Below are 24,364 nucleotides of genomic sequence, written 5' to 3'. Positions count from 1 at the left end.
GCTTGGCTGAATGACGCAGGGATGTGGCTTAATATTCACATTGTCCGGTCCGCCTGCGGAATTTCATGAAGCGAATTACACTTGGAGCGTTGGACTACGGCCTTGCCTTCGGGGTCGATCGCGCATTGCGTGAACTTGTGGAACGGGGGCGCCTGAGCGCTCTTGGAGCCATGGTTGCCACCGAGCTGTGGCCACGCGAATTCCGTCCGTTGCAGGAAACCGCGGAGAAGGTCGGCAAACGGGCACTCTTCGGGGTGACCTTGGCCTTCAGCGGCGACCGTGTTTCGCCGGTCAGCGCCCGCATGCAGGAAATCTATGGCGACCGGATGTTCACGCGCGAACAACTGCAGCGCCGTGCCTTGCTTCGGCTTTTGCCGGACCAGCTTCTGCAGGAGGAAGCCCAGGCTCAGCTTGCCCGCTACAGCGTGTTGATGAAACGTCAGCCGGATTTCGTGGCGGTGCGTGAAGGTCTGTTGGAGCGCACGTCCCTTGCGCGGATCGTTCTGAAGGCGATCGAGCATGCCGATTATCCCGATCCGCCACTGCTGATTTCGCCGGTGCAATCAGGTCTCAAGGCTGTCCGCCTGGCACGGCTTGCCAAGGCGCACGGCCTGAAGCTGCTTCCCAAGGCGGATCCCTTGCCGGAGACCGAGGATCAGGAAGCGCTGCACGCTCTTTTGCATAACCATTTTGACGGCATGAGCGATCTCAGTTTCGTGGCTGCTATTCCCGGCCGTTCGGACGATCGCCTGCGGCGGGACGAACCGCGCCGGAAGATTGCGATACGCGAATGCCAGTTTGAGGTTCTTTCCAGCCAGAGGTTCTTTCAGACGCTGGAGAAGAAGGACGTTTTTCTGAACTGACGCCGAACTTTCGCTTAAGGTGCTGGCAGTCAGGCTTTTGTGAGGTTTGTTTCGGACTTGCGAATTCGGATCGGCTGGTGAGTCTAACGAAGTGGAGAAACGAAAAAACGGCCCTGCGGGGTACAGGGCCGTTTTTCGTGGAGGTCCGGAAGAGGGGAGGGGCGGCCCCGCTTCCATGTCCTTAGATATAGGGTTATTTTGCTGGAATGCACGTGATGGGCATCACAAGATGGCGTTTGATCTTGTAATTTCGCGGGCAGCAGCGCTTTTGGCAGGGGTAAGGTGTGGCTGAAATCAAGGATTTTTTAAAAAATAGCTTTTCGCTTGAAGGGCTTGACCCGGAACTGGCTGTCGGCCTGTCGCGCCTTGCAAGGCCGATGAAAATATCGGCTGGCACCATTCTCTTCGAAAATGGCGATCCCGGAAACGGCTGTTACGCGGTTCTGGAGGGCTCGCTCAAGGTATCGCTTCTGTCCGTTGAAGGCGACGAGCAGCTGCTTGCAGTGCTCGGCCCTGGCGATCTTGTTGGCGAACTGGCCCTGCTTGATGGCCGTCCGCGGTCGGCAACAGTCATCTCCCTGAAGGAAGCCCAGCTTGCCTTCATCGACAAGGCCGCCTTCCAGCGGTTTGCCGACGAGAACCCGGCCGTCTACCGGCATATGCTGTCGATCGTCGGCAAGCGGCTGCGCCATGCCAATGATGTGCTGGCGGCACGCTCGTTCCTGCCCTTGCCGGGAAGGGTCGCCCAGACCCTGCTGCAGTTGGCGGAAACCTTTGGCAAGCCGCTCGACGATGGTCGGTTGCTGATCCACTACAAACTTAGCCAGGCAGACATCGCCAACATGGCAGGTGCCGCGCGCGAAAACGTCAGCCGCGTCCTCAACGACTGGAAGAGGGCAGGCACCATCAGTCGGATTTCCGGCTACTACTGCCTGGAGCAGATGGACTTCCTGGAAAAGGCTTCGACGCTCTAGGAAAACCGGGCTCGAAAAGGATGGTCCCCGTCTGCCTCGTTGCAGCCGGGGTTGCCTCAGGCGTTTGTTTCGACCGGCAATGCCATCTGTGTTCCGGCCAGAATGGATGCCAGCGTTTCGGTATTGAGGCTTTCCAGGAAGGCTTCCGAGGCTCGCGCCATTGCGCCTTTCAGGGCGCACCGGGGCAGGAAGGCGCAGACTGTGGGCTCGGGCTTCAGGCAGGCGACGACGCCAAGGTCCGGCTCGATCAGCCGCACGACATCCCCCAGGCGGATCATGTCCGGTGTTTTCGCCAGCCGTATCCCGCCGCCACGCCCGCGCGTCGTCTCCAGATAGCCACCCTTGGCGAGATGAGCGACGATTTTCATGACATGTGATTTGGCAAGGCCAAGCTGCCGCGAAAGCTTGTCGACTGTCTGCGGGTCGTCGGATTGGCCGGTCGCCATCAGAATTCTCAAGGCAAAATCGCTGGCCTGACTGAGGCGCATGGCTGGGTCTCTTTAAACATTCATCTTATATGTTGATTTTAGCGGGTTGCTGTGCCATTTAAAAGATGCATCTTAAATGAATGTTATGGAGGCGGCTATGGAAGCCCCTAACTCCAGTACCAACAGATACAAGCTGAAGAGACGGGAAACGCCGGACCAGGGCGACCGGCTCCGCCGTTACGAGAAGGTCGATGAACAGGCGATCCATGTGATGGTGCATACCTTCTATGGCTGCATCCGCCAGCATCCACGTCTCGGAGGCATCTTCGAGCGCCGTCTGGCTGGCCGGTGGGAAGAGCACCTGCCGAAAATGGAAGCCTTCTGGCAATCCGTCCTGATGAAGAACGGCGCCTACAAGGGCAAACCCGTGCCGGCTCACCTGAAGCAGAAGGAGCTGGTAAGCACGGATTATGGCGAATGGCTCGGTGTGTTCCGGCCCGTGATACGTGAATTGTTCGTGCCGGACCTTGCAGACGAGATTGTGGCCATTGCCGAACGCATCGCACAGAGCCTGTGGCTGGCCACCTTCGGAACCCCTGGAGCCAATCCGCCTGCCGAACTGACATCGCAACCCTCTGAATGGAGCGGATCATGCTGGTAACGATTGTCCTGATAGCGGAAGTGCTGGTGTTCGTCTGGTTCACCGTCTTTTCGCTGATGCTTCTGTCCATGTATCTGGATTCGCGCGGCATGCCGCTGCCGAAACTGGATGTCGCCGGCCGCACGCTCATTGGCAGTGCGAAACTGGCCTTCATCACCGGCATCGTCGCCCTTTCGGCGATGACAGTCCTTGAAATCCAGGCCTTCAGCTAGAAAGCAACCGAAATGAATACCTCCAACCTTCTGCATCGCGGCCTGCCGATCCTGCTGATCTGGGTCGCTGCCCCCATGCCGTTGTGGATCATGGCAATCCTGATGTTTGTCCTTTGACGGTGGACTGGATCAGCAGTTCCTTCTGAGGCCCTCCGATCAACCACTTCTATTCTTGCAGGTGATGACCTAGTCTTCTTGCGAGAATCAGCGGAGGGGCTCAGGCGTGTACGACGAAAAGCCGACAGGCGATCTGACATTGCGCACCATGGCAATGCCTGCCGATACCAATGCCTCGGGAGATATTTTCGGGGGCTGGGTGTTGTCGCAGATGGACCTGGCAGGCGGTATCGCAGCCGGTCAACGGGCCGAGGGACGTGTCGTGACCATCGCGGTCGACAAGATGAAATTCATCCGGCCTGTCCATGTGGGCGACGTGCTGTGCGTTTATGCCGAAGTCCTTCGTGTCGGCAATTCGTCGATGGAAATCAAGCTTGAATCCTGGGCCCTGCGCCATCGCTACGGCCACCGTGAAAAGGTGACCGAAGCGGTCTTCACCATGGTGGCCGTCGATGACGGCGGCAAGCCGCGCCCGGTCCCCAAGAGGGACTGAGCGCCGCGATCTCATCCGGCTTGGTTCCCCAAAAAACTCATTCTGAGACAGCGCTGACCCGCTTCCTCAGGAAGGGGCGAGTTGTTGCAGCACGCCTGTATCAAAGAAATTGGCAGAGTGCAGACGTTGTGCAGCACACGGGGCACTCCCGTCAGTGCCTGACGGGTCCGTGCCGGTTGAGAATATCGGCAAAGAGGTCTTCATCGACAGCACAGGTGCAGCCGTTTGCCCACAGTTGAAGCAGTGTTTTCAGACGCTCGGTGCGGGTGGTCTGGCTCAGCGGCGCCTTGTGCCGCGGCAAGCCGCCCAGAATGCGCAGGGATTTGATCCGCGCCAGCACGCAGTCTTCAGCGGCCTGGCACCAGATATCCGTTCCGGCAAGCTTGGAGCTCGCCGCCACATGGTTCTCGATCAGATCTGCCGCACGTCCGGCAAAAGGGTCCTGAGACAAAAAATCCTCCATCGGTTGCCCGAGGAGGACTGGCGCATGCAAAATAACCGCTTAGTTGCCGGAAAGCCTCGGTTGAGGGTCTGACCAGCCGCATCCCTGTTGCGGAAACCACCTTGCCCGGAACGGCAGGTTGGCGAGGGCGCCAGCCCTTCTCTTGATGATGGCGCGCTTATGCCATGTCCAATCCGGCTTGGCAAGTCCGCCAGTGCATGGCACATCTTCCTCAAAGGACTAGCTCGGGAGCTCCACAATTGGACCGATCCATGTTGCATCACAGTCGGCCGTTGGTGCCGATCCTGCTCGCCTTTTGTGCCTGCTTCATCGATGTGGTCTGCATTCTCGGCCTGTTTCACACCTTCACGGCATTCATTACCGGAACGCTTGTCGTCTTGTGCACGGAGGTGTTTCACCAGGGGCAAAACGCGGCCCTGAAGGTCTTCGTGCTCGCGGTATTCTTCGGTTCGACTCTCTTCTGGTTCGTTTCGGTCACTGCGCTGGTGCGCAAAAACAGGATTGCCGTCCGGCATCTGTTCGCGCTCGAAGCTTTGCTGGTGGCGGGCTTCATGTTCGTCGCCGGTCTTGGAGATCCGTCAGCCGGAGGACCGTTGTCTGCCGTCACTCTGACGGCTGTCGGCTTCTCCACCGTGGCCATGTCGTTGCAGAACGTCATCATGCTGACCCTGCTCAACAGGCATGTTCCCACGACCATCATGACCGGCAATACGCTGAAGCTTGTGCTCGGCATCGCCGACTATTTCACGCATCCCGAAACGCGGCCCGACAGCCGCTCCCGGATCCGTCACCAGGCCTTCGTCCTGATGGCCTTCGCGGCCGGAGGTCTCCTGGCGAGTTTCCTGATGACCGTCATGGGGTTCTGGGCGCTTGCGATACCTGTTGCGCTTTTGATGCTGCTGGCGATAGTCCAGCCGGTGCATGAGCCTCAAGTCGCCTGAAACCGGTGCCGGCTACTCAGGCCGCAAATTATGCGCCCAAGCCGGGTGCTTCTTCCCTTTGGTGGTGCCGGTCGTAATCGATGCGGCCGTCGACCAGATGGATACGCCGGTCCATCCTGTCGGCGAGATCGATATCATGGGTAACGGCGACGACGGTGGTCCTTTCGGTCTTCACAATGGCCTGAAGACTTTCGAAGACCTGTTCCGTCGATACACTGTCGAGACTGCCGGTCGGTTCATCAGCAAGGATCAGCTGCGGTGAATTGGCAAGTGCCCGGGCGACAGCGACGCGCTGTCGCTGCCCGCCGGACAATTGCTCCGGGCGGCGGTGAAGAAACTCTTCCAGACCCAGCGCCGCCAGAAGCTCCGTCGCATGGTCGAGTTGGGCCTTGGGGCTGCGTTTGCCGAGCCGCTGCATCGGTATCATCACGTTTTCCAGTGCGGTAAATTCCGGCAGCAGGAAGTGAAACTGAAAGACGAAGCCGAGTTTTTCCAGGCGAAGATGTGCCATTTCGGCAGATGTCAGCGCATGGGTGGGAAGGCCGTCTATCCGGACCTCGCCGGACGTCGGCCTGTCCAGAAGGCCAAGCAGATACAGAAGCGATGATTTCCCGGAACCGGACGGACCGGTAATGGCAACGAACTCCGCCTCGCCAACCTGAAAGCTGACATCCTGTACCAGTGTCACCGGCACGATGGCCGGCAGGATGCGGGTGAGGTTGCTCGCTTCCAGCAGAACGCCGCCGGGAGCCGTCTGTTTTTCCGGGGAAGGGGTCATGTCGCCCCTCGGATTATGTCGACAGGATTGAGCCGGGCGGCTTTCCTGGCGGGAATGTAGCCGGCGATCCCGGATGAAAACAGCGCCAACAGGCAGGCTATGATGTAGTGCAGGGCGGAAAAATAGATCGGCAGGTGGGTCATCTCCACGTCCTGGGTAAATTCGAATTTGACAGACGCGAGATAGCTCGACAGTCCGAAACCGAGCGCTGAACCTGCAAGAGCGCCCAGGATGCCGATTACCAGCCCTTCAAGCACGAAGATCTGCTGAATATCGACTTCCGGAAATCCGAGCGACTTCAGGATCGCGATATCACGCGCCTTTTCGTGCACGATCGTCGAGACGATGTTGAAGATGCCGAAGCCGGCTACCACCAGAATGGCCCCGACAACCGTGTACATGATCACGTTGCGCACGAAGAAGGCTTCCATCAGCCCCTCGTTGGCCTCTTCCCAGGAAACCGCCTTGTAGCCGAGCTGCCGCTCGGCCCGTGCGGCAACCGCGTTGGCTTCGGCGATGGAATTGAGGTGGATTGCGATCGAATTGATGACGTCAGGTTTTTCCAGGAGGATCTGCACGGCCTTCAGTGGCGCATAGGCAAGCCCTTCGTCGCTGGTGGTGATGCCGCTGTGGAACAGGCCGACGATCTTGAAGCGCTTGGCGACACCGTTTGCGGATGTCAGGGTCACGGTATCGCCCAGGTCCGCCCCCAGCCGTTCCGCGGCCTTGTCGCCGACAACGAGGCCATTTGACGTCGTGTCCAGGTCCTCGAAGGAGCCCTGGCGCATATCCTCGCCGATCTTGGAGACGGTCAGTTCGCGCTTGGGTTCCACACCAACCAGGGTCATGCCGATGTCCTGTCCGGCATAGCGCAGCACCGCCTGGCCGCTCAGACGCTGCGCCATCGATCCGTTCACCCAGTCGCGCAGCGAGGCAAGCGCTTCGGTCGGATTTCGGATGCCGCGAAGGTCTTCCTTCGGTCTGAGACCATGATAGGTGACAGCGTCATAGACTGCACTGGCCGGTTGTTCCGCCGGTGCGCGTTGCTCGTCCAGGATCTCCACATGGGGAATGGCGTCGATCAGTGTTGCGGTAAAATCCCGCTGAGACCCTTCCATGAGGCTCGCCATCGCCACCGAAAATCCGACACCAAGTGCAACGCCAAGCGTTGAGACAATGGTCTGGCGCAAGCGGTTGCGAATGTGGGTGGAGGCGATGCGCAGGAGAAGCATTATTTGCTGTCTCCGGGAACCGGCCTGACCTTCTGTCCTTCTGCCAGATCCGGGTTATAGGGAAAGACGACCCGGTTATCTCCGGTGATCCCCTTCAGCACTTCCGTGGCGCGGGTGCCCTTGATCCCGGTTTCGACCTCCAGCAGAACGATTTTGTTATCCCCATCCAGCGTCAGCAGTTTCGAGCCGTCGAAGGCCGCGGTCGGCAGAAGCAGCGCGTCGTCCTTCTCCGAGGTGACGATATTGATCTCGGCAGTCATGCCGATGCGCAGCGGCGTGTCTTCCGGGAGATCGAGATAGACCCGGTAGTTCTTCAGCACCGGATCGCCTTTCGGAGTGATGCTGGCAACTTCCGCCGTCAGTTCCTTGCCTGGAAAGGCATCTGCACGGATCAGGGCCTTGTGACCCTTGGCGACCTTGGGAATGTCCTCCTCGTTGACTTCCGCCACCAGTTGAAGGGGAGAAGGCTGACCGATCCAGAAGAGAATTTCACCGGGTTCGGCAACTTCCCCCACCGACCCGTCCGCCCTCAGAACCATGCCGTCCATGGGCGCCACGATGACATAGTCGCGCAGCCGTTCCTTCTGGGCCGCGGTGATGGCGTTGATGCGGATCAGTTCGTTCTGGGCCTTGTCGTAAACCTGCTGGCTGACGACGCGGCGTTCCAGCAGTTGCAGCGCACGTTCCTTGTCGGATTGTGCCAGCTCCTGGCGGGCTTCCAGTTCGGCAAGCGTCGCACGGGCATCGCCGCTGTCCAGTTCCGCCAGCTGGTCGCCTTTCTGGACCTGGTCACCCTCGCAGCCGCACAGCGAGACGATCCGCTCGCGGATGATGCTGGTAACCTTCGCCCATCGGACGGGTTCAACGACTGCGGTGGCATAGACCACTTCGGCCGCCCGCCCGGTCGTCGGCATCACGGTCTGCACTTCCGGCGGTTTCTTGAACCACCAAAGTGAGCCCGCGACGGCTCCCGCGATCAGCAGAACAAATATCAAAAGTTTTAAAAAGCGCATGGCACACCCTTGCCGGATCTGCCGCCACAATAACGTTTCGAGCGAGGAACGCCATGGCCTGGATCAAACGAGGATGCCAGCGCGCAAAGGCTGGCCAGACGTGTGCCTCAAGAGCGCGATCAGGTGACGCCCTCGTCGAAGATCAGTAATGCGGCGGCTTTTCAATCTGGTGGCCGGGCAGAACGTTCTCCATCAGTTCCGTGACCTGGTCTGTCATGTTGGTGACGAGCCGGTTGAGCCTGTCAAGCTGGCGTCCCTGATCGAAGACGACCGTATTCAGTTCATCAATGGTGTTGAGCGCATGGGCGAGATCGATCTCGAGCTTCTCAATTCGCGCTTCTTTGTCGTCCGCCATGGGTGTCTCCTGCGTCGTCCTGGGGCTATGTGGCTTCTTTCGGCACCCGCCCGATGTCTGTCGAGGCAGGTATATTGCGGCGGCAGGGAAACACCAACTCTCATTGTTAGCGGACTGTGAGTTTGCGCCGCGCGAAGCTGCGCTATATCTATGCGTAATCCTGACAGGGGTCGGGACCTGCAATCCCCAACGAGGGCTACATGACCGATCTGTCTGACTTCGAGATCTCCCGCAAATGGCCTGCCAAACACGCTGACCGTATTCAGCTCTATTCGCTGCCGACGCCCAACGGCATCAAGGTTTCGGCGATGCTGGAAGAAACGGGCCTGCCATATGAGCCGCATGTGGTCGATTTCGGCAGCAATGACCAGTTGAGCCCGGAATTCCTGTCGCTCAATCCGAACAACAAGATCCCGGCAATCATCGATCCGCACGGCCCAGGCGGCGAGCCGCTGCCTTTGTGGGAATCCGGCGCGATCCTGATTTATCTGGCGGAAAAGTCGGGCAAGTTCCTGCCGCAGGAGCCGGCAAGGCGCGCCGAAACGCTGCAGTGGCTGATGTGGCAGATGGGTGGATTTGGCCCGATGGCGGGTCAGTTGGGCTTCTTCCACAAGTTCGCGGGCCGGGACTATGAAGACCGTCGGCCCTTCGAGCGATACCGGGACGAGACGAAACGCCTGCTTGGCGTTCTGGACCGGCAGCTGGATGGGCGCGATTTCATCATGGGGAGTGACTATACCGTTGCAGACATGGCCTGCTGGCCCTGGGCGCGAAATCTCAACGGCTTCTACGAGGCCGGCGAGGTGACCGACTTCGCGTCCCACACCAATGTGGTTCGCTGGGTCGACACCTGCATGAGCCGTCCGGCAAGCCAGAAGGCGGTCAACATTCCCTCGCGCGACTAAACGTGAAACGGTGTTGATCAGGCCAGGAAGACGACCGAAGTCAGCAATGCCAGCAGCAGGATGATCACCGCTGCGACCCGCCAGATGGTGCCATATCTGGAAACCGGGGGAACCTGGGATTCCAGTTCCTGATCGGTCTGGGCATCCTGGGCGATCGTCCTGTTGAGTTGATCGGCATTCTCATACTGGTCTGACGCAGTCTGTCGCATACTCTGTGCCATCGGTCCCTCCATGGTTCAATTCTAGGAAGAAAACCGTCAGAGGCGGCTAAGGTTCCGAAAACCGTGTGAAACGGTCACGCATGAAGAACGGATGCTGACCGGACTACTGCGCTTCAGCCTCTTTCAGTGGTGGGCCGCTGAACTCCGTTTCGATAACGAACTCAACATCATCCCCCACCCCGAGGTTGGAGCCTTCTGGCGGAAGTCCGTAGGACATGCCGAAATCGGACCTTCTCAGCGTACCTGTTGCGGAAAATCCGATCCGAGCCTGTGGGTCGTAAACCGCCAGGCCCGGATAACCGCCGTTGAAACGCACGTCGAGCTCAACTGGCCGCGTTTCTCCCCTGAATGACAGGTCGCCTGTCACGACGGCAGTTTCAGCGCCGGTCAGTTCAATGCTGGTCGATCGATAGGTGATCTTCGGGTGATCTCCTGCATTCAGCCAGTCCGGGCCAAGCAGCATGTCTCGAAAGCCATCGGGTGGCGTTGCTGTCAGATGCAGGGATGCGACGTTTATGTCGACGCTCAGGCTGGCGTTGGCCGGATCAGCGGGATCGAGTTCCAGCGCGGCGTCAAAGTCAGCAAAGGATGCGCTGTAGTACGAAAAGCCGAGGTGATTTGCCCGGAAGACGAGCGTCGAATGGAATTTGTCGATCTTGTAACCGCCTGCCGGTAGAGCTGTCGCGGCGTCACCTGCATTTGCAGCACGTGATGGCAACAGCACCGCTGCGACACCGCAAAGTACAGACAGAAAACGAAGTCCCGGGGACAGTGGCATAGTGGTTCCTCTATTGACCGGTAGTTGGAAACAGCGGTGTGTTCAGGCCGATTTCAGGTGCAGCCGTGGCTGAATTACATGTGGCCATAGCCAGTGGTCTTGCCGATCGGCCACCAGGCAATCAAAAGATACCGACCAGTTGGTATGTTGTCAATCTCGCGGCCCTGATCTGTCGCCGGGCGAGGCGGGTGTTGGGCTTTGGCATCTAACAAAGCCTTGACCAGGCGGGAGCAGCATCAAGGCTGGTAAAATCTCCCGCGGCGATGGTTTGACCCAGTGTATTGATCGCATTGAGGGCCGCGCGGGTAAATGATCCGCCAAGACTGATCCGCCGCACGCCAGCGTCTGCGAGTTGGTCGAAGGACAGGCCCGTTGCACCTTGCCCGATGACATGGTTGACCGGAACAGGTACCGATGCGCAGACCGTCCGTATGGCTTCAAGATCAGGTAGGCCCGGGGCGTAGACGACGTCTGCCCCTGCTTCGGCAAAAGCGGACAGACGGCGAAGAACCTCATCAAGATCATAGGCTCCCTTGCCAAGACCATCGGCGCGAGCCGTCAGCACGATCCCGGATTTCCGGGCCTCCAAGACAGCGGCGTGAACGCGCTCGAGAGCTTCGGAATATGGTCTTATGTGACCGGGATTGGACGTGTCCCGGTCTTCTATAGAGATGCCGGCAAGCCCGGCTTTCACGGCACGTGCGACCGTCTCCGCGACACCTTCCGGTGTGTCTGCAAAACAGTCTTCTCCGTCCAGCGTGACGGGAAGGCCAGTTGCACGGGACAATGCCGATGCGTGGTCGATTGCTTCCTGTCCGGAAATTTGCCGGGAACTATCGCGCCGGCCTGTCGTGAAGGCATATCCCGACGACGTGGTGGCCAGTGCCTTGAAGCCGCAGTGCACCAACAGCCTGGCGGATACGGCATCCCACGGATTGGGCACGATAAAGCACCCGGTCTCGTGCAGTTCTCGAAAGACATTGGCTGGGCTGGACATTTGAAGGATGCGCGAAGAGCAGGGCTATCTTGGACCGATATGAAAACACAGAGGTAGCAAGAAGGGCAAGTGCGCCGCTTGGTTGAACGGAAGGTCGTTCTAAATCTGAAATCTTGCACTTCCGATTGAATTCGAGCCAGGAAATCTACACCTATGGTTTAGCTGGCTCGATTCCTTCAACATTTGTATTGAGGAACGGGCTTTGTAAGGGGGCATATTTGGGGGAAGCGGCAGCGAACGGCCACTCAAGTAAGAGCAAAAAATATGTCTACCGTATTCTGCGGCAGGTAAGACGATTTGTATTGATATCGTTTTTACTTTCCGGTTTCGGCCTGAAAGCATTAGGTGCCGGCGTCAGCGAAAACTATCCAGCGCCCGATATAATTCCTGTCTACGAAAATTCAGGTTTTGCCGACCAACTTGCTATCCAGTCCGGATCAAGGTTCGATCGGACGGATTTTCCGGTCACCAAAATTAGTCTGAAGACAAATGGTTGGAAACAGTCACCAAGGTCGCCTTTGGGTCCTGTCCGGGGTAATCACGATGCTTTTTACTTGTCGAAAGCGGCAAGCCAATGGCTTCACGCAATTGCGGTTGGAGTGATTTCTGTCATAGCCGGACTTTTGCTGATGATCGTTTGCGGAGTCCGGATGGCCGCGTTCGCAGCAAGCTGAATCGTTGACGCTATGAGGTTCTTAGAAGCCCGTGCCGCGAGGCGGCACAAGCATGAGATGATGGGCGGCCAAGAAAAAAGGGCGGTCCGAAGACCGCCCTTTCTGCAAAGCTTGTGAGCTTTGGGCTTCTTAGAAGCCCATGCCGCCCATGCCGCCCATGTCGCCGCCCGGCATTGCCGGAGCGTCTTTCTTCGGCAGTTCAGCAACCATGGCTTCGGTGGTGATCAGCAGACCAGCGACGGAAGCTGCGTCCTGCAGAGCAGTACGGACAACCTTGGTCGGGTCGATGATGCCAGCTTCGATCATGTTGACGAACTGTTCGGTCTGAGCGTTGAAGCCGAAGGACGGATCGTCGTTTTCCTGGATCTTGCCAACAACGATGGAGCCTTCGACACCAGCGTTTTCAGCGATCTGACGGATCGGAGCTTCCAGAGCGCGCAGGACGATCTTGATACCAGCTGCGATGTCGGCGTTGTCGGAGGCCAGGCCTTCGACTGCCTTCTTGGCGCGCAGCAGAGCGGTACCGCCACCCGGGACGATGCCTTCTTCAACGGCAGCGCGGGTTGCGTTCAGAGCGTCGTCGACGCGGTCTTTTTTCTCTTTCACTTCGATTTCGGTCGCACCGCCAACGCGGATAACGGCAACGCCGCCTGCGAGCTTTGCAAGACGCTCCTGGAGCTTCTCACGGTCGTAATCGGAAGTGGTTTCTTCGATCTGAGCCTTGATCTGGGAAACGCGGCCGTTGATGTCGTCCTTGGAGCCAGCACCGTCAACGATGGTGGTGTTTTCCTTGGTGATGGACACCTTCTCGGCGGTGCCGAGCATGTCGAGGGTCACGTTCTCCAGCTTGATGCCGAGATCTTCGGAGATAACGGTGCCGCCGGTCAGGATCGCGATGTCTTCCAGCATGGCCTTGCGGCGGTCGCCGAAGCCCGGAGCCTTGACAGCAGCAATCTTCAGGCCGCCACGCAGCTTGTTGACGACGAGGGTAGCAAGTGCTTCGCCTTCAACGTCTTCAGCAATGATCAACAGCGGACGGGAAGACTGAACAACAGCTTCCAGGATCGGCAGCATGGCCTGCAGGTTGGAAAGCTTCTTCTCGTGCAGCAGGATGTACGGCTTTTCCAGGTCAGCCATCATCTTGTCAGCATTGGTGACGAAGTAAGGAGACAGGTAGCCGCGGTCGAACTGCATGCCTTCAACGACTTCGAGTTCGGTTTCGAGGGACTTTGCTTCCTCGACGGTGATCACGCCTTCGTTGCCGACTTTTTGCATGGCTTCGGCAATGTCCTTGCCGACCTGCTCGTCGCCGTTAGCGGAGATCGTGCCGACCTGTGCAACTTCACCAGAGGTGGTGATGGTCTTGGAAGCAGCGGTCAGAGCCTTGACGGCTTCAGCAGCAGCAAGATCAACGCCGCGCTTCAGGTCCATCGGGTTCATGCCGGCTGCAACAGCCTTGGCGCCTTCCTTGACGATGGCCTGAGCCAGAACGGTCGCGGTGGTGGTGCCGTCGCCAGCGATGTCGTTGGTCTTGGAAGCCACTTCGCGCACCATCTGGGCGCCCATGTTTTCGAACTTGTCTTCCAGTTCGATTTCCTTGGCAACAGACACACCGTCCTTGGTGATGCGCGGTGCGCCGAAAGCCTTGTCGAGAACGACGTTACGGCCTTTCGGGCCGAGGGTCACCTTGACGGCGTTTGCGAGGGTGTCGACACCACGCAGCATGCGCTCACGTGCGTCGGAGGAGAATTTTACTTCTTTAGCAGACATGTGATCGTCTCACTCTTTTGGAACAGGTTGAAATCAGAAGCGGTTCGCGGCTGGTTACGCGATCACGCCCATGATGTCGGATTCCTTCATGATCAGGAGGTCTTCACCGTCGATCTTGACTTCGGTGCCGGACCACTTGCCGAACAGAACGCGGTCACCAGCCTTGACGTCGAGCGGAACGATCTCGCCGTTGTCCTTGCGGGCGCCGGTGCCGATGGCGATGATTTCGCCTTCCTGCGGCTTTTCCTTAGCGGTGTCCGGAATGATGATGCCGCCAGCAGTCTTTGCTTCAGAATCTACGCGGCGAACGACGACACGGTCGTGCAGTGGACGAAATGCCATAACACTGTTTCCTCTCATGAGCGCGCCCCACGCAATAGGCAGCGCGCGAGACATGAACATTGGGTTGCGTTGCACGGAAGGAAATTGCCTCCCGTCACCAATTAGCACTCCTTAACAGCGAGTGCTAACAGCGCCATGGATTTATGTAGCTGTGCTCAGCTTGTCAATGCTTTGTGACGAGAATTTAATCGCAATCGGTCGCGTTGCGCCTATGGGGTAGTCAACAGACCGGGGAGGCGGAATTATGGCGTCGCTGTTACGGTGTCAGCGAGCCCGGCTCAATTCGCGCCGGAAACGCTGAAAGGCAGTGTAAAGGCGCTCGTTTTGCCGCCGATTTCGTCGGTGAAGCTCGTTTCCAGCTGGTAGTCGCCGGCCGGCAGGCCGCTGAACTGAAACGTGAGGGCCGCGGAAAGTTCACGCTGCTTGGACCGGCCGCTGCCGGAAAAGGTCGCGAAGTTCTCCTGTTCGGCCAGAACCTGGCCGGATTTGGTCAGCAGCCTGTAGTCCGCGGTCAGCTCATAGGCATAACCACCTGCGGTTTCCTGAAAGCCGTAACCGACCGGTTCCGCGTAGACAGACAGCGCTTCACCATCGGCGAACGTCGCATCAGCGCGCGGCGTATACTGGCCATATCCGGTGCTCGGGCTGGAAGCGAACGTTGCGGCCGTGAACGAAAGACCGGCAGCCGCCCATGCCTGGTCATAGGCGGCAAGTGCGTTCTGGAAAGCTTCTGGAGGACTGGCGGGGGATTGGGCCTGCGCGGACAGCTGTCCAGCAGACAGTCCGGTTGCAATCAGAACAGCAGACAGCGTCTGCCGAAAAGCACATTTTCCCACCAGCATCATCTATATCCCCGCACGCCTTTAAATCTTGTCGTTTTCAGCGATTTTGCCGATATAAACCGACTTGTCCGATTAAACAAGGCAATGTGTGCGGCGCGGTAAACGCCGGATTTAGCTGTACTCTACTCGTTATCCGCGAAAGTAGAAAACCCGATTGCGGTTAACGTGTCGCCGGTCCGGGCATTTACATGCTGCGGGCTGTCCAGGACTGGCGCTTGCGGTAGATAGTGGAAGGGCTGATCTCAAGCGCTGCTGCCGCCATGGCGATGTTGCCGTCAAAGGCATCAAGAGCGTCTTCGATGATGCGCCGCTCCTGGGCCCAAAGCGGCTCGATGGTTCCGAACGGCCGGCTTGGTGGCGCCACGCGCGATCGCTCGCGGGACAGGTCGATCAAGGTGCCCGGCCGGCTGCTCTGGTCGCGAATGATCAGCGGCAGCATGTCGTAGGTGACAGCGGCACCGTCATTCATGACAACGATCTGCCGGATGGTGTTCTCAAGCTGGCGAACGTTGCCCGGCCAGGGATAGGAAATGATCCGCGCTTCCGCGTCCGCATCAAATCCTCTGAAACCGCGCCGTTCTTCCGCCGAATAGCGTTCAAGGAAGGTTTCGGCGAGCGGCAGGATATCGTCGCGGCGCTCTCTGAGAGGCGGCATGTGGATCGGCAGCACGTGCAGCCGGTAGTAAAGGTCTTCGCGGAAGCGGCCGGCGGATATTTCCTGAACCGGGTTCCGGTTTGTTGCGCAGATGATGCGCGCGTCCACCTTGCGGGTATGTGTGTCACCGAGGCGCTGGAACGTCCCCGTCTGCAGGAAGCGCAACAGCTTGCTCTGCAGGAGAAGGTCCATCTCGCCGATCTCGTCCAGGAACAGCGTGCCGCCATCGGCCTGTTCGGCCGCGCCCGCACGGTTGTCTGCAGCTCCAGTAAAGGCGCCGCGCACATATCCGAAGATCTCGCTTTCAATGAGGTCTCGCGGAATCGCCGCGCAGTTCAAGGTGACGAAACGGTTGGACCGGCGCTCGGATAATTCGTGAACCGCTGCAGCGCACAGTTCCTTGCCCGTTCCGGACTCTCCGGTAATGAAGACCGGAGCCTGCGACGGCGCCATGCGACCGATCTGGTCGTGGATGTCGCGCATCTGGGCGGAGGTGCCCACCAGGCGGTTCGTTCCGGAGCTTTCGGTCCTGATGTGTGCGGCGCGAAGCGGAGGTGCTGATAGCTCCGGCATTGAAACGACAGGCTGGACACTCTGCGGTGCTGCGGGAGCAACCGGTTGAACGGGCCTTCTTTGTTTCAGCTGGAAGGAAATCTTGGACGCAAGCGCATCGAGCGAGAAGGGCTTGGTCAGGAAATCATGGGCTCCGGCGCGCATTGCGCTGACGGCCCGCGAGACAGACCCCTTGGCCGAAACCGCGATGATGACCGCCTTGGGACAGCGGACCGCATAGGCTTCCAGGGCTTCGTCGCCACCGATGGTTTCCAGATCGATGATCAGAATGTCGGTGGTCTTGTCTGCAAGGTCCTGCAGGCAGGACGAGGATTCCGTGTACAGGATGGGGTCCGTACAGGCATGAGACAGCTTGGCGCAGACCGCGGACGTGCGGGCAGCCTCGGAGGCCGTTGCGTCAAGTACGCGTACTATAACAGGCAGCTCTTTGCCCTCATTACTCCCCATTGCTGGGTAACTCCCATCGCTGGATACGGGTCATTCGAATATCGAAAGATTCGTCAATTTGATAATTCTCCGAACAGGGTAAACAAAGCGTTGTCAGATGACGCAAATTGCAGGCGATCTTCGCTTTCGGCACAGAAAAGGGCCGAAGTGAGCAAAATATTCCAGCTCAGGCGGTGCGTCGTGGATATGCCGAAGGCCGGTCAAACCGGAGAAATCAAAGGCCCGCCAACAGGTATCCTGCCAGGAAACTCGCAAGGCAGAGGGCGAACACCAGCCATAGGTCAACGGGATGTGCCAATGCGCGTTGCAGCTTTCGGAAGACTTCCGGAAGGCCGGTTTTACCCGGTGCGTTGGTTCCGGTGCGCAAGGTGCGTGCAGGCGGCCGGAAGGCATCATGCTCGTGCACGGTTCCCGACACCCCACCTGTTTCTAGGTGCGGATGAGCCATTGTTTCCGGCGCGAAGTGTCTACCGGCCAGGTCCCCGTCTGGCACATCTTTGTTGGCAAGGTCTGCTGCACAATCCGGCAACGACCCGGCGTGTGCCGGTTGGAACTCCGGCGCATAGCTGCCTTTGGGAATGGCGATGCGCACCGGGTCGTTGGCACCGGACCCGGCATAGTACTTCTCTAACCTGCGCCGCAGCCGGGCGGCCTCGACACGTACGATAGGGTCCGTCACCGGATTGAAGTCTTCCGGCCGCCCCAGCGCTTCGACCGCGATCGTATAACCTTTGATCTTTTCCTGTTGTCTGTTCAGCGTGGCATGCACGACAAACCCCAGGAAGGCGCGCAGCTGGGGCGCGGACTGGAATTCGGAGCTTTTCAGGGTGTTGATGAGCGCGGCCTTGATCTGCTCCTCGCAGGGAAGTTGCTCCTGGACGGTGTTCGGGGCCGTCGCTTCACCTGACTTGAGAGAAGTTGAGGCCTCGGGTGCGGGGCGGTCCTTGGCAGGCTGGTCTATCTTCGCATCCGGCGCATTGTCGCGCGGTGCCCGATATGTCGTTTGTTCGGCTGCATGCATATCAGCCCCCTGCTAGACCTGTTGACTGATCCGCCGTGAAGTAGCTTCCCTTACGTAAATTTAGACGAAGTACTACCGAATGCAACGGTCAAAAAGTCATGGGGACGTCATTGCCCGGTGCGTCCAGCGGGTGAGTGGGAGACTTGTGGTTGTGAGCTGTTTGAGACACTGTGAACGCTGCGTGAGGAGCGAAAAACGCCGAAATACCGTGACGCATCAACCATAGTCGGGGACAAGTCACGGATTCCATACCGCAAGGCGGTTGTAGATTCGGCCACGCATGGTTCTTAAGGCATGATTAACCAGTAACTTTTGATTCGCGTTGGAACTTTCGAATACCATGGGGCGGACAGGGACCATATTCGTAGCAATTTGCATGGCCGTGATCGCGCTGTCGTCTGCGACAGTTCTGGTCTTCCAGTTCGGACGGCCGTTCGGCGAAGCTGTTTCCCTGTCGCTTGCGCTCATGTGCACCATGATCCTGATCCACCTGCTGATCGGTCGTGCGCGCGACCGCGGCGCAGTGAGTGAAGCGGTCGACCGTCTTGAAGAGCGCATGGCGGATCTGGACGAGGATGTCGGCAATCTCGAAGGCAGGCTCACGGGCATGGAACACACCATGCCGCGCCGTACCCGCGCTGAAATCGACCCTCTGTTTGCTGAAGTTGAAGTTTTGGGCACCTTGGTCAAGCAGATGGCCGAGGCCATGTCCGACCTTGAAGCGAGGGTCGAGGACCAGCAGGCCATCGCACCGCCACCGCAGATGCCAAGCCTGCCACGTTATCAGCAGCCGCAGGAGACCTACCAGGAAGAACGCCGGTCCACCTATCAGGCGCCGCAGAACTGGCCTCCGGTTCAGCAGCCTGCGCAGGCCCCGCAGCGCCAGCAGCACGCCCCGGCGTCCTTTTCTCATGAAGCGGACAACGGCATGCAGGAGCCCTATGCACCAGCGGCTGCACCGCGCCGGGACATGAACGATTTCGATCGACGCTATGGTGTGCACGCGCCGCGTCTCGAGGATAAGCTGGGTCATGTTCCGGTAAAGGAACAGCCGAACCACCAGCAGCAGGATTACGCATTCGATCTGCCGGATGAACCCGACCAGCGCCTTGCCGCACGTACCGCGATGCCGGCCGAAAAGCCGAAGCCGAACATGGCCATGCGCGAACTGATCACGTCGGCACTCAATGCCAACCGGGTGGAGCTCCACCTGCAGCCGATCGTGACACTGCCGCAGCGCCAGGTGAAGTACTATGAAGCCTTCACTCGCCTGCGTGATAACGGTGGCAATCTGATCGAAGCATCGGCTTTTATTCCGGAAGCGGTTCTCTCAGGCCAGATAGCCCGGATCGACAATCTGCTGCTGTTCCGCTCCATCCAGGTCGTGCGCCGCCTGACCTCGCGCAATCGCAATGCCATCCTGTTCTGCAATATCTCGTCGCAGTCGCTGGTTGACGAAACCTTCTTCCCCGGCTTCCTGGAATTCGTGAAGGCGAACCAGGATCTGGCCGATGTGCTTGTGTTCGAATTCTCCCAGGACGATGTCGCCCACATGGGCGGGATGGAGCTGGAAAGCCTGAGTTCGCTGTTCGAAGCCGGGTTCCGCTTCTCCGTCGACCAGATCGCGGACATGAAGATGGACTTCAACTCCCTGGCGGGCCGGGGTTTCAAATACGGCAAGCTGCACGCCGACTATCTCATCGGGCGCCGCGAAGCCAAACACGGCCACATCCATCCGTCCGATTTCGGCGACCTGCTTCATCGCTATGGCATGCAGCTGATCACTGATCATGTGGAAACGGAATCCCAGGTGCTGGAGCTGCTCGACTACGACGTCAAGCTTGCTCAGGGCAACCTGTTCTCGCCGCCGCGCCCGGTGCGTGCGGAAGTGCTGCAGGGCGCACCTGCTCCCGGTCCGAGACGGTCTGCCGCCGGTTGATCCGCGCAAGGCGCTTCCGCGTTCCCGAAACGATAATCTGCTTCGACATTTCAGCCGCTGTGCGCCGATGGAGCAGGCCATGACAGTGGTCTGCCGCCGTATGGCAAAAGCTGGCGGCTTGAGGGCTTTTCCACTCGGCCTTTTCAAGTACCGACCTGGATCCTCCTGTGTCACCCCGGACAGGCGAGTCGCAATGCCTGTCTCGAATGCACGTTTTCTGCCTTGAAGGCTGTTCCCAGGTTCGAGCAGTAATAGGTCGTAATTCAGTCTGGTAGGCAAAATCAAGAACGCCCCGGTTTGAGCCGGGGCGTTTGTCATTGAGGCAGTGTTGTTGGTGGTTTGGGGCTTACCCCTGCTTCGGGCCGACGGTCACCACTGTCGGAGCCTTGTCGGCCAGCAGGCGCTTGGCCACCCGTTTGACGTCGTCCAGCGAAATAGCCTCGATCTCGCTGTTGCGGCGGTCGAAATAGTCGATCCCGAGTTCCGCATTCTGCAGAGCGACCAACTGCCGGGCAATCTTGCCGGAACTGTCGAAGCGCAGAGGGTAAGACCCGGTCAGATACTGTTTGGCAGACTGCAATTCGTCTTCGCTCGGTCCGGTCTCGGCCATGCGACTGATCTGTTCCAACATGATCTTCACCGTCTCGTCCGCCCGGTCCGCCTTGGTCGCTGCATTGGCGATCAGAAGACCCGTGTGTGCGTAAGGAGAAAGAGATGTGCCGGCGCCATAGGAAAGCCCGCGCTTTTCCCGCACTTCTTCATACATCCAGGAGGTGAAGGTGCCGCCACCCAGAATGTGGTTCATCACAAAGGCGGCCTGATAGTCCGGATCATCACGTGTTAGCCCGGGAAGGCCGAGCAGGATCGTGGTTTGCGGTACTGCCAGCTGCTGGTTTACTCCGGTTCCGAATTCCGGTTCGAAATCGGCAATCTGCACCAGCTGTCCTTCCTCCTGCAGCGGAGCAAAGACCTTGTCGAGAACTCCGGCGAGGGTTTCAGCATCGATTGCACCGACGACACCGATGATCAGCCCTTTGCGGGCGAGAAGCTTGCCCTGCTGGTTTGCAAGGTCATCCGCGTTCAGGCCGGCCAGTGTTTCGGCGGTGCCAAGCGTTGGCCGGGCGTAGGGGTGATCACCGAACATAGCTTCGGCAAGGGCTCTTCCGGCAATCGCATCCGGATCGCTTTCGTTGCGTCTCGCCCTTTGCGACAGCTGGGCCTTCATCCGCTCCACCGGGGCTTCGTCGAAGCGCGGCTCGTTCACGGCGAGGGCCAGAAGGTCACTGGCCTCGTCAAGGGTCGGCGTTAGGGTCCGCAAGCTGCCGTAGAACCGGTCCTTGCCGGTGCTGAAGTTAATGCTGATGGCAAGTTCTTCCAGCTTGGCCTGGAAGGTCTCGGAATCCATTTCACCCGCGCCTTCGTCCAGCGTCGCTGCGAGCAGGCGCGTCAGGCCTTCCTTTCCGACAGGGTCCTGCGCGGAGCCGCCATCGAAGGAAAAATCGAGCGCAATGATAGGCACGGTATGGTCTTCTACCAGCCAGGCTGTGATGCCTTTGGGGCTGGTGACTTCCTGGATCTCGACGGCCTGCGCCAGCCTCATCAGGCCAAGCAGGGCGACAAGCGACAAAGCGAGGGCGGAGACCGGACCGCGCAGGGAGAAGAGGGTGTGTGCCATGATCAGGACTTGTCCTTCGTCTGGGGCGCATCGGATTGGGCGGCATCGGGCACGACGGGCGGTTCCATGCGCAACTCTCCGACCACGGGGAGGCCGGCGAGATAGGTGCGGGCCGCATCCAGGACATCTTCAGGGGTGACAGCTTGTACCTGCGAAGGCCAGGTCTGGACGTTTTCGATCGTTTGCCCAGTTGTCAGGGCACCGCCGAAAAGGCGTGCCAGGCCGGATTGGCTGTCCTGGGCGTAGATCGCGCTGGCGACCATGCTGTTTCGGGCGCGTTCGACTTCTTCTTCCGTGACGCCGGTCTCGAGCAGTTTCTGAAGTTCGGTCGCTATCAGCCGCTCCATGTCTTCCAGCGTGTAGCCGGGGCGCGGCACGGCGTAGAGACCGAAGCGGCCGTTATCAAGGGCGCTGCCCTGATAATAGGCGCCGGCGCTGAGGGCGGCTTCCTGATCGAGAACCAGTGCCTTGTGCAGGCGGCTGGAAGGCCCTTCGCCCAGAATATACGACAGAATGTCCAGCGCCTCGGGCGTGCGGCCTTCGCCGGTGGTCTGGCTCGGCACGATCCAGATTTGCGACAGGGACTCCTGGCGCACCCGCGGATCGGAAACGGCAATGCGTCTTTCACCCGCAAGCGGCGGTTCGGCCGGCCGGAGGCGTTCTCCAGGATCTGCGCGCCGGGCAACCTTGCCGTAGGTTTCCTGCGCAAGTTTGCGAACCGCATCAACGTCCACATCTCCGGCAATTACCACCACCGCGTTGTTGGGCGTGTAGAACCGGTCGTAGAAGGCAATCGCAGCTTCCTTGTTGAGCGCTTCGATTTCGCTCTGCCAGCCGATGACGGGTGAGCCGTAGGGGTGGTTGACGAAGGTGATGGAATTCAGCGCCTCCTGCAGCCGGGAACCGGGTTCACTGTCGACCCGCATGCGCCGCTCTTCCAGAACCACGTCCCGTTCCGGCGTCACGACTTCGTCGCTCAGAACCAGGTTCTCCATCCGGTCGGCTTCCAGCTTCATCATGAGCGGCAGATGCTGCTTGGCGACTTTCTGGAAATAGGCAGTGTAGTCGGTGCTGGTGAAGGCGTTTTCCTGGCCACCACGATCGGCAACCATCTTGGAGAATTCTCCGTTGGGATGGTCGTGAGTACCCTTGAACATCAAATGTTCGAGAAAATGCGCAACACCAGACTGACCTTCCGGTTCATCGGCGGAACCGACCTTGTACCAGATCATGTGGGTGACAACCGGTGCCCGGCGGTCCGGGATGACCACTACCTGCAAACCGTTATTCAGCGTGAAGCTTTCAAGGTTCGGCGCAATCATCAGGTTTCCTGCCGTTGCCGGCGCGGAAAAGGCACTTCCCGGCACAAGGGCCATGCCGCCGCCCAGCAGGAGCGCAGGCATCAGCACAAGGCCGATGGAGCGCTTCAACCGCCGCACGGGGGATGTCTTGTCGTGCTTCGAGGACGATGGGTTCACGTGCAACTCCCGTTCTTTGTCGTTCGAACAGCATGCGCTTCAACCAGTTGCAGGAAAAGCGCAAAGCCGGGCAATTTCATGGTGGCCAACAAAAAAGACCTCCGGACCTATCCTCCATATAGGAGGTGCGGTCCGGAGGTCCCGTTACAATTTTGTCATCTGCCTTTCGGACCCTGAAGTCCGGATGCTGAAAGATCAGTTACAGAAGTTCTGGTCGCCTTCCAGGCAACGTGGATCGAGCGGCTTGGAGTCGTACTCGTCGTAATTCGTCGGCTTGCGCTTTTTCTTCACCACTTCCGGCATCGGTGCATCCGGAGAAGGCGTGCTGTAGCCGGTGGGCGGATCGGTCAGGTAGCGGCGTGCGGACAGGCCGTTCTGCTCGATACCTGCCTGCTGGGACCGCAACTGCTGCAGGCGCTCCCATTCGGCCCGCTGTTCTTCACGTGTCAGCTTGCCGCCTTCGGTGATCTCGTTGAAGCGGCGCTCTGCGTCGAGATCGCGATTCTGACCGGTGACACCAGTAATCTTGAAGCCGCGCATCTGTTCCGGGGTCAGCGCTTCGCTGTTCATGCTGCCGGTCTTGCCGGAGCTGGCATAAAGCTGCTTCAGCTCGGTCAGCTGTTCGTTTTCACGCTGCTTCGGCCAGTTCTGATCATTCACACCGGCAACATTGGTTTCCGGTTCGGGAAGGTTCGTCGGCTCTGCGGGCATGGCCAGCGGTCCGCGAGGTTTGTACTCGATCTGCTTTTCATTCGGATCGACGGCGCCAAGGCCTTTCATCACGGTGTCGACAAGGGCGACATCCGGTGCCTGGCTCGTGCCATCCGCTGCCTGGCATGCGGCCAAACCGGCCAGAAGCACCAGCACTGCAGAATTCTTTACAAACCCAACTAACGTCCGCACTGCGCAGACCCCTCGATTTCTCATAAAAAACAGCCGGCAGCACTCCGCCCGCGATCAGTCGTTGTCCAGCCTAAACCATTATTTTGCGGCTGAATTAGGACCATCTCGGAAACTGTCATACAGGAGACCGACGACGCCCGCAACGATCCACACATCTGCCAGGTTGAACACGTACCAGGAGAACGTGCCGACGTGGAAATGGACGAAGTCGACGACGGCGCCATAGGTCAGTCTGTCGATCCCGTTTCCGATCGCCCCGCCAATGACCAGCGCCAGGGCAAGGGCCACCAGGCGTGACTGGCATCGCGCCGACCAGACCCACAGGCCAATCGTGACTGCAATCGTCACACCGGCCAGAAGCCAGCGGCCCAGATCGCTGTTCTGCTGGAACAGGCCATAGGAAATACCCCGGTTCCAGACCAGAACGATCTCGAGAACCGGCAAAAGGTCGACCGGTCCGTTGCGGGCAAGATCAAAGCCGTAAACCAGCCAGAGCTTGCTGCCCTGGTCGATGACAACACCGACAAGCGCGATCAGAAGCACAAAGGTGCTGAAACGGCCCCAGAGAAGGGGCCGTTTCGTATTGTTGGAAGATGTATCCTGTTGCGTCATCG

Annotated in this window: 27 protein-coding genes and 1 riboswitch; of the genes, 9 read left to right on the top strand and 18 right to left on the bottom strand. The window is 59.1% G+C overall.

Annotated elements, in window-relative coordinates; genetic code table 11:
* Positions 1–65 precede the first annotated feature (65 nt).
* Both HEP89_RS03300 and HEP89_RS03295 read left to right on the top strand, forming a co-directional pair.
* Positions 66–863: a ChbG/HpnK family deacetylase gene (locus tag HEP89_RS03300; protein ID WP_031269764.1), complete on the top strand. Its 798-nt coding sequence runs from the start codon at positions 66–68 to the stop codon at positions 861–863.
* Positions 864–1,147: 284 nt separating this feature from the next.
* Positions 1,148–1,837 carry a Crp/Fnr family transcriptional regulator gene (locus HEP89_RS03295; RefSeq protein WP_023002086.1) on the top strand — a complete coding sequence of 230 codons (690 nt, stop codon included), beginning with the start codon at positions 1,148–1,150 and terminating at the stop codon, positions 1,835–1,837.
* A 56-nt stretch (positions 1,838–1,893) separates the two neighbouring features.
* Here HEP89_RS03295 and HEP89_RS03290 read toward each other — a convergent pair whose 3' ends face one another.
* Positions 1,894–2,325, bottom strand: coding sequence for an Rrf2 family transcriptional regulator (locus HEP89_RS03290; protein WP_168691317.1), 432 nt, complete (start codon positions 2,323–2,325; stop codon positions 1,894–1,896).
* Between the two features lie 97 nt (positions 2,326–2,422).
* Here HEP89_RS03290 and HEP89_RS03285 point away from each other — a divergent pair, with 97 nt between their 5' ends.
* The 3 genes from HEP89_RS03285 to HEP89_RS03275 all read left to right on the top strand — a co-directional run bounded on the left by HEP89_RS03285 (position 2,423) and on the right by HEP89_RS03275 (position 3,748).
* On the top strand, positions 2,423–2,926 hold the full coding sequence (locus HEP89_RS03285; RefSeq protein ID WP_208984417.1) for a group III truncated hemoglobin: 504 nt from the start codon (positions 2,423–2,425) through the stop codon (positions 2,924–2,926).
* Positions 2,917–3,138: a hypothetical protein gene (locus HEP89_RS03280; protein ID WP_031269763.1), complete on the top strand. Its 222-nt coding sequence runs from the start codon at positions 2,917–2,919 to the stop codon at positions 3,136–3,138. Before HEP89_RS03285 ends, HEP89_RS03280 begins: the two co-directional genes overlap by 10 nt.
* Positions 3,139–3,403: 265 nt before the next feature.
* Entirely contained in the window at positions 3,404–3,748 is a 345-nt protein-coding gene (locus HEP89_RS03275; protein WP_051990218.1) for an acyl-CoA thioesterase, read from the top strand.
* Between the two features lie 151 nt (positions 3,749–3,899).
* Here the strand turns inward: HEP89_RS03275 and HEP89_RS03270 are convergent, their stop codons facing one another.
* Positions 3,900–4,199 (bottom strand): hypothetical protein, encoded by a 300-nt coding sequence (locus tag HEP89_RS03270; RefSeq protein WP_168691316.1) that lies wholly within the window; start codon positions 4,197–4,199, stop codon positions 3,900–3,902.
* Between the two features lie 41 nt (positions 4,200–4,240).
* A riboswitch (SAM-I-IV-variant riboswitch) is annotated at positions 4,241–4,365 on the bottom strand.
* Between the two features lie 97 nt (positions 4,366–4,462).
* Between HEP89_RS03270 and HEP89_RS03265 the strand changes: the two genes are divergently transcribed.
* On the top strand, positions 4,463–5,152 hold the full coding sequence (locus tag HEP89_RS03265; protein ID WP_158514212.1) for a YoaK family protein: 690 nt from the start codon (positions 4,463–4,465) through the stop codon (positions 5,150–5,152).
* 28 nt (positions 5,153–5,180) lie between these two features.
* Here the strand turns inward: HEP89_RS03265 and HEP89_RS03260 are convergent, their stop codons facing one another.
* The 4 genes from HEP89_RS03260 to HEP89_RS03245 all read right to left on the bottom strand — a co-directional run bounded on the left by HEP89_RS03260 (position 5,181) and on the right by HEP89_RS03245 (position 8,530).
* Positions 5,181–5,930 (bottom strand): ABC transporter ATP-binding protein, encoded by a 750-nt coding sequence (locus HEP89_RS03260; RefSeq protein ID WP_168691315.1) that lies wholly within the window; start codon positions 5,928–5,930, stop codon positions 5,181–5,183.
* Positions 5,927–7,165 (bottom strand): ABC transporter permease, encoded by a 1,239-nt coding sequence (locus HEP89_RS03255; protein WP_075284461.1) that lies wholly within the window; start codon positions 7,163–7,165, stop codon positions 5,927–5,929. Before HEP89_RS03255 ends, HEP89_RS03260 begins: the two co-directional genes overlap by 4 nt.
* A complete protein-coding gene (locus HEP89_RS03250) occupies positions 7,162–8,175 on the bottom strand; it encodes an efflux RND transporter periplasmic adaptor subunit (RefSeq protein WP_077290754.1) in 1,014 nt (337 codons plus the stop codon). Before HEP89_RS03250 ends, HEP89_RS03255 begins: the two co-directional genes overlap by 4 nt.
* Positions 8,176–8,317: 142 nt before the next feature.
* Complete coding sequence (locus HEP89_RS03245; RefSeq protein ID WP_023002075.1) at positions 8,318–8,530, bottom strand: SlyX family protein; 213 nt, start codon at positions 8,528–8,530, stop codon at positions 8,318–8,320.
* A gap of 200 nt (positions 8,531–8,730) precedes the next feature.
* On the opposite strand from HEP89_RS03245, the gene HEP89_RS03240 reads away from it, so the two are divergent.
* The gene (locus HEP89_RS03240) at positions 8,731–9,435 is read left to right on the top strand and encodes a glutathione S-transferase N-terminal domain-containing protein (RefSeq protein ID WP_023002074.1); all 705 of its coding nucleotides are present in this window, start codon (positions 8,731–8,733) and stop codon (positions 9,433–9,435) included.
* A gap of 17 nt (positions 9,436–9,452) precedes the next feature.
* Here the strand turns inward: HEP89_RS03240 and HEP89_RS03235 are convergent, their stop codons facing one another.
* The 3 genes from HEP89_RS03235 to HEP89_RS03225 all read right to left on the bottom strand — a co-directional run bounded on the left by HEP89_RS03235 (position 9,453) and on the right by HEP89_RS03225 (position 11,431).
* A complete protein-coding gene (locus HEP89_RS03235) occupies positions 9,453–9,656 on the bottom strand; it encodes a hypothetical protein (RefSeq protein ID WP_023002073.1) in 204 nt (67 codons plus the stop codon).
* Positions 9,657–9,759: 103 nt separating this feature from the next.
* Positions 9,760–10,434 (bottom strand): YceI family protein, encoded by a 675-nt coding sequence (locus HEP89_RS03230; protein WP_077290753.1) that lies wholly within the window; start codon positions 10,432–10,434, stop codon positions 9,760–9,762.
* A gap of 205 nt (positions 10,435–10,639) precedes the next feature.
* Positions 10,640–11,431, bottom strand: a complete 792-nt coding sequence (locus tag HEP89_RS03225) for an isocitrate lyase/phosphoenolpyruvate mutase family protein (RefSeq protein ID WP_077290752.1) — start codon at positions 11,429–11,431, stop codon at positions 10,640–10,642.
* Between the two features lie 125 nt (positions 11,432–11,556).
* Between HEP89_RS03225 and HEP89_RS03220 the strand changes: the two genes are divergently transcribed.
* The gene (locus tag HEP89_RS03220; RefSeq protein WP_156912351.1) at positions 11,557–12,105 is read left to right on the top strand and encodes a hypothetical protein; all 549 of its coding nucleotides are present in this window, start codon (positions 11,557–11,559) and stop codon (positions 12,103–12,105) included.
* A gap of 129 nt (positions 12,106–12,234) precedes the next feature.
* On the opposite strand, the gene groL is transcribed toward HEP89_RS03220, so the two are convergent.
* The 5 genes from groL to HEP89_RS03195 all read right to left on the bottom strand — a co-directional run bounded on the left by groL (position 12,235) and on the right by HEP89_RS03195 (position 17,755).
* Entirely contained in the window at positions 12,235–13,875 is a 1,641-nt protein-coding gene (gene groL / locus HEP89_RS03215) for a chaperonin GroEL (RefSeq protein ID WP_031269757.1), read from the bottom strand.
* Positions 13,876–13,929: 54 nt separating this feature from the next.
* On the bottom strand, positions 13,930–14,217 hold the full coding sequence (gene groES / locus HEP89_RS03210; protein WP_006935644.1) for a co-chaperone GroES: 288 nt from the start codon (positions 14,215–14,217) through the stop codon (positions 13,930–13,932).
* A gap of 278 nt (positions 14,218–14,495) precedes the next feature.
* A complete protein-coding gene (locus tag HEP89_RS03205; RefSeq protein ID WP_077290751.1) occupies positions 14,496–15,062 on the bottom strand; it encodes a hypothetical protein in 567 nt (188 codons plus the stop codon).
* Between the two features lie 181 nt (positions 15,063–15,243).
* A complete protein-coding gene (locus HEP89_RS03200; RefSeq protein ID WP_055657767.1) occupies positions 15,244–16,734 on the bottom strand; it encodes a sigma-54 dependent transcriptional regulator in 1,491 nt (496 codons plus the stop codon).
* 214 nt (positions 16,735–16,948) lie between these two features.
* Positions 16,949–17,755: a hypothetical protein gene (locus tag HEP89_RS03195; protein ID WP_168691314.1), complete on the bottom strand. Its 807-nt coding sequence runs from the start codon at positions 17,753–17,755 to the stop codon at positions 16,949–16,951.
* A gap of 376 nt (positions 17,756–18,131) precedes the next feature.
* Here HEP89_RS03195 and HEP89_RS03190 point away from each other — a divergent pair, with 376 nt between their 5' ends.
* A complete protein-coding gene (locus HEP89_RS03190) occupies positions 18,132–19,694 on the top strand; it encodes an EAL domain-containing protein (protein WP_168691313.1) in 1,563 nt (520 codons plus the stop codon).
* 346 nt (positions 19,695–20,040) lie between these two features.
* Here the strand turns inward: HEP89_RS03190 and HEP89_RS03185 are convergent, their stop codons facing one another.
* The 4 genes from HEP89_RS03185 to lspA form a co-directional block, all read right to left on the bottom strand.
* A complete protein-coding gene (locus HEP89_RS03185; protein ID WP_168691312.1) occupies positions 20,041–21,369 on the bottom strand; it encodes a pitrilysin family protein in 1,329 nt (442 codons plus the stop codon).
* 2 nt (positions 21,370–21,371) lie between these two features.
* The gene (locus HEP89_RS03180; protein WP_286201020.1) at positions 21,372–22,847 is read right to left on the bottom strand and encodes a pitrilysin family protein; all 1,476 of its coding nucleotides are present in this window, start codon (positions 22,845–22,847) and stop codon (positions 21,372–21,374) included.
* A gap of 195 nt (positions 22,848–23,042) precedes the next feature.
* Positions 23,043–23,750, bottom strand: coding sequence for a hypothetical protein (locus HEP89_RS03175; RefSeq protein WP_161633267.1), 708 nt, complete (start codon positions 23,748–23,750; stop codon positions 23,043–23,045).
* Between the two features lie 78 nt (positions 23,751–23,828).
* Positions 23,829–24,362: a signal peptidase II gene (gene lspA / locus HEP89_RS03170; protein ID WP_023002062.1), complete on the bottom strand. Its 534-nt coding sequence runs from the start codon at positions 24,360–24,362 to the stop codon at positions 23,829–23,831.
* Between the last annotated feature and the right edge of the window lie 2 nt (positions 24,363–24,364).

The sequence above is a fragment of the Labrenzia sp. 5N genome, from assembly GCF_012395805.1.
In the GTDB taxonomy this organism is placed as follows: Bacteria; Pseudomonadota; Alphaproteobacteria; order Rhizobiales; family Stappiaceae; genus Roseibium; species Roseibium algicola.
The sequence above is the reverse complement of the archived record's forward strand: the minus strand, read 5'-3'. Positions and strand labels throughout refer to the sequence as shown.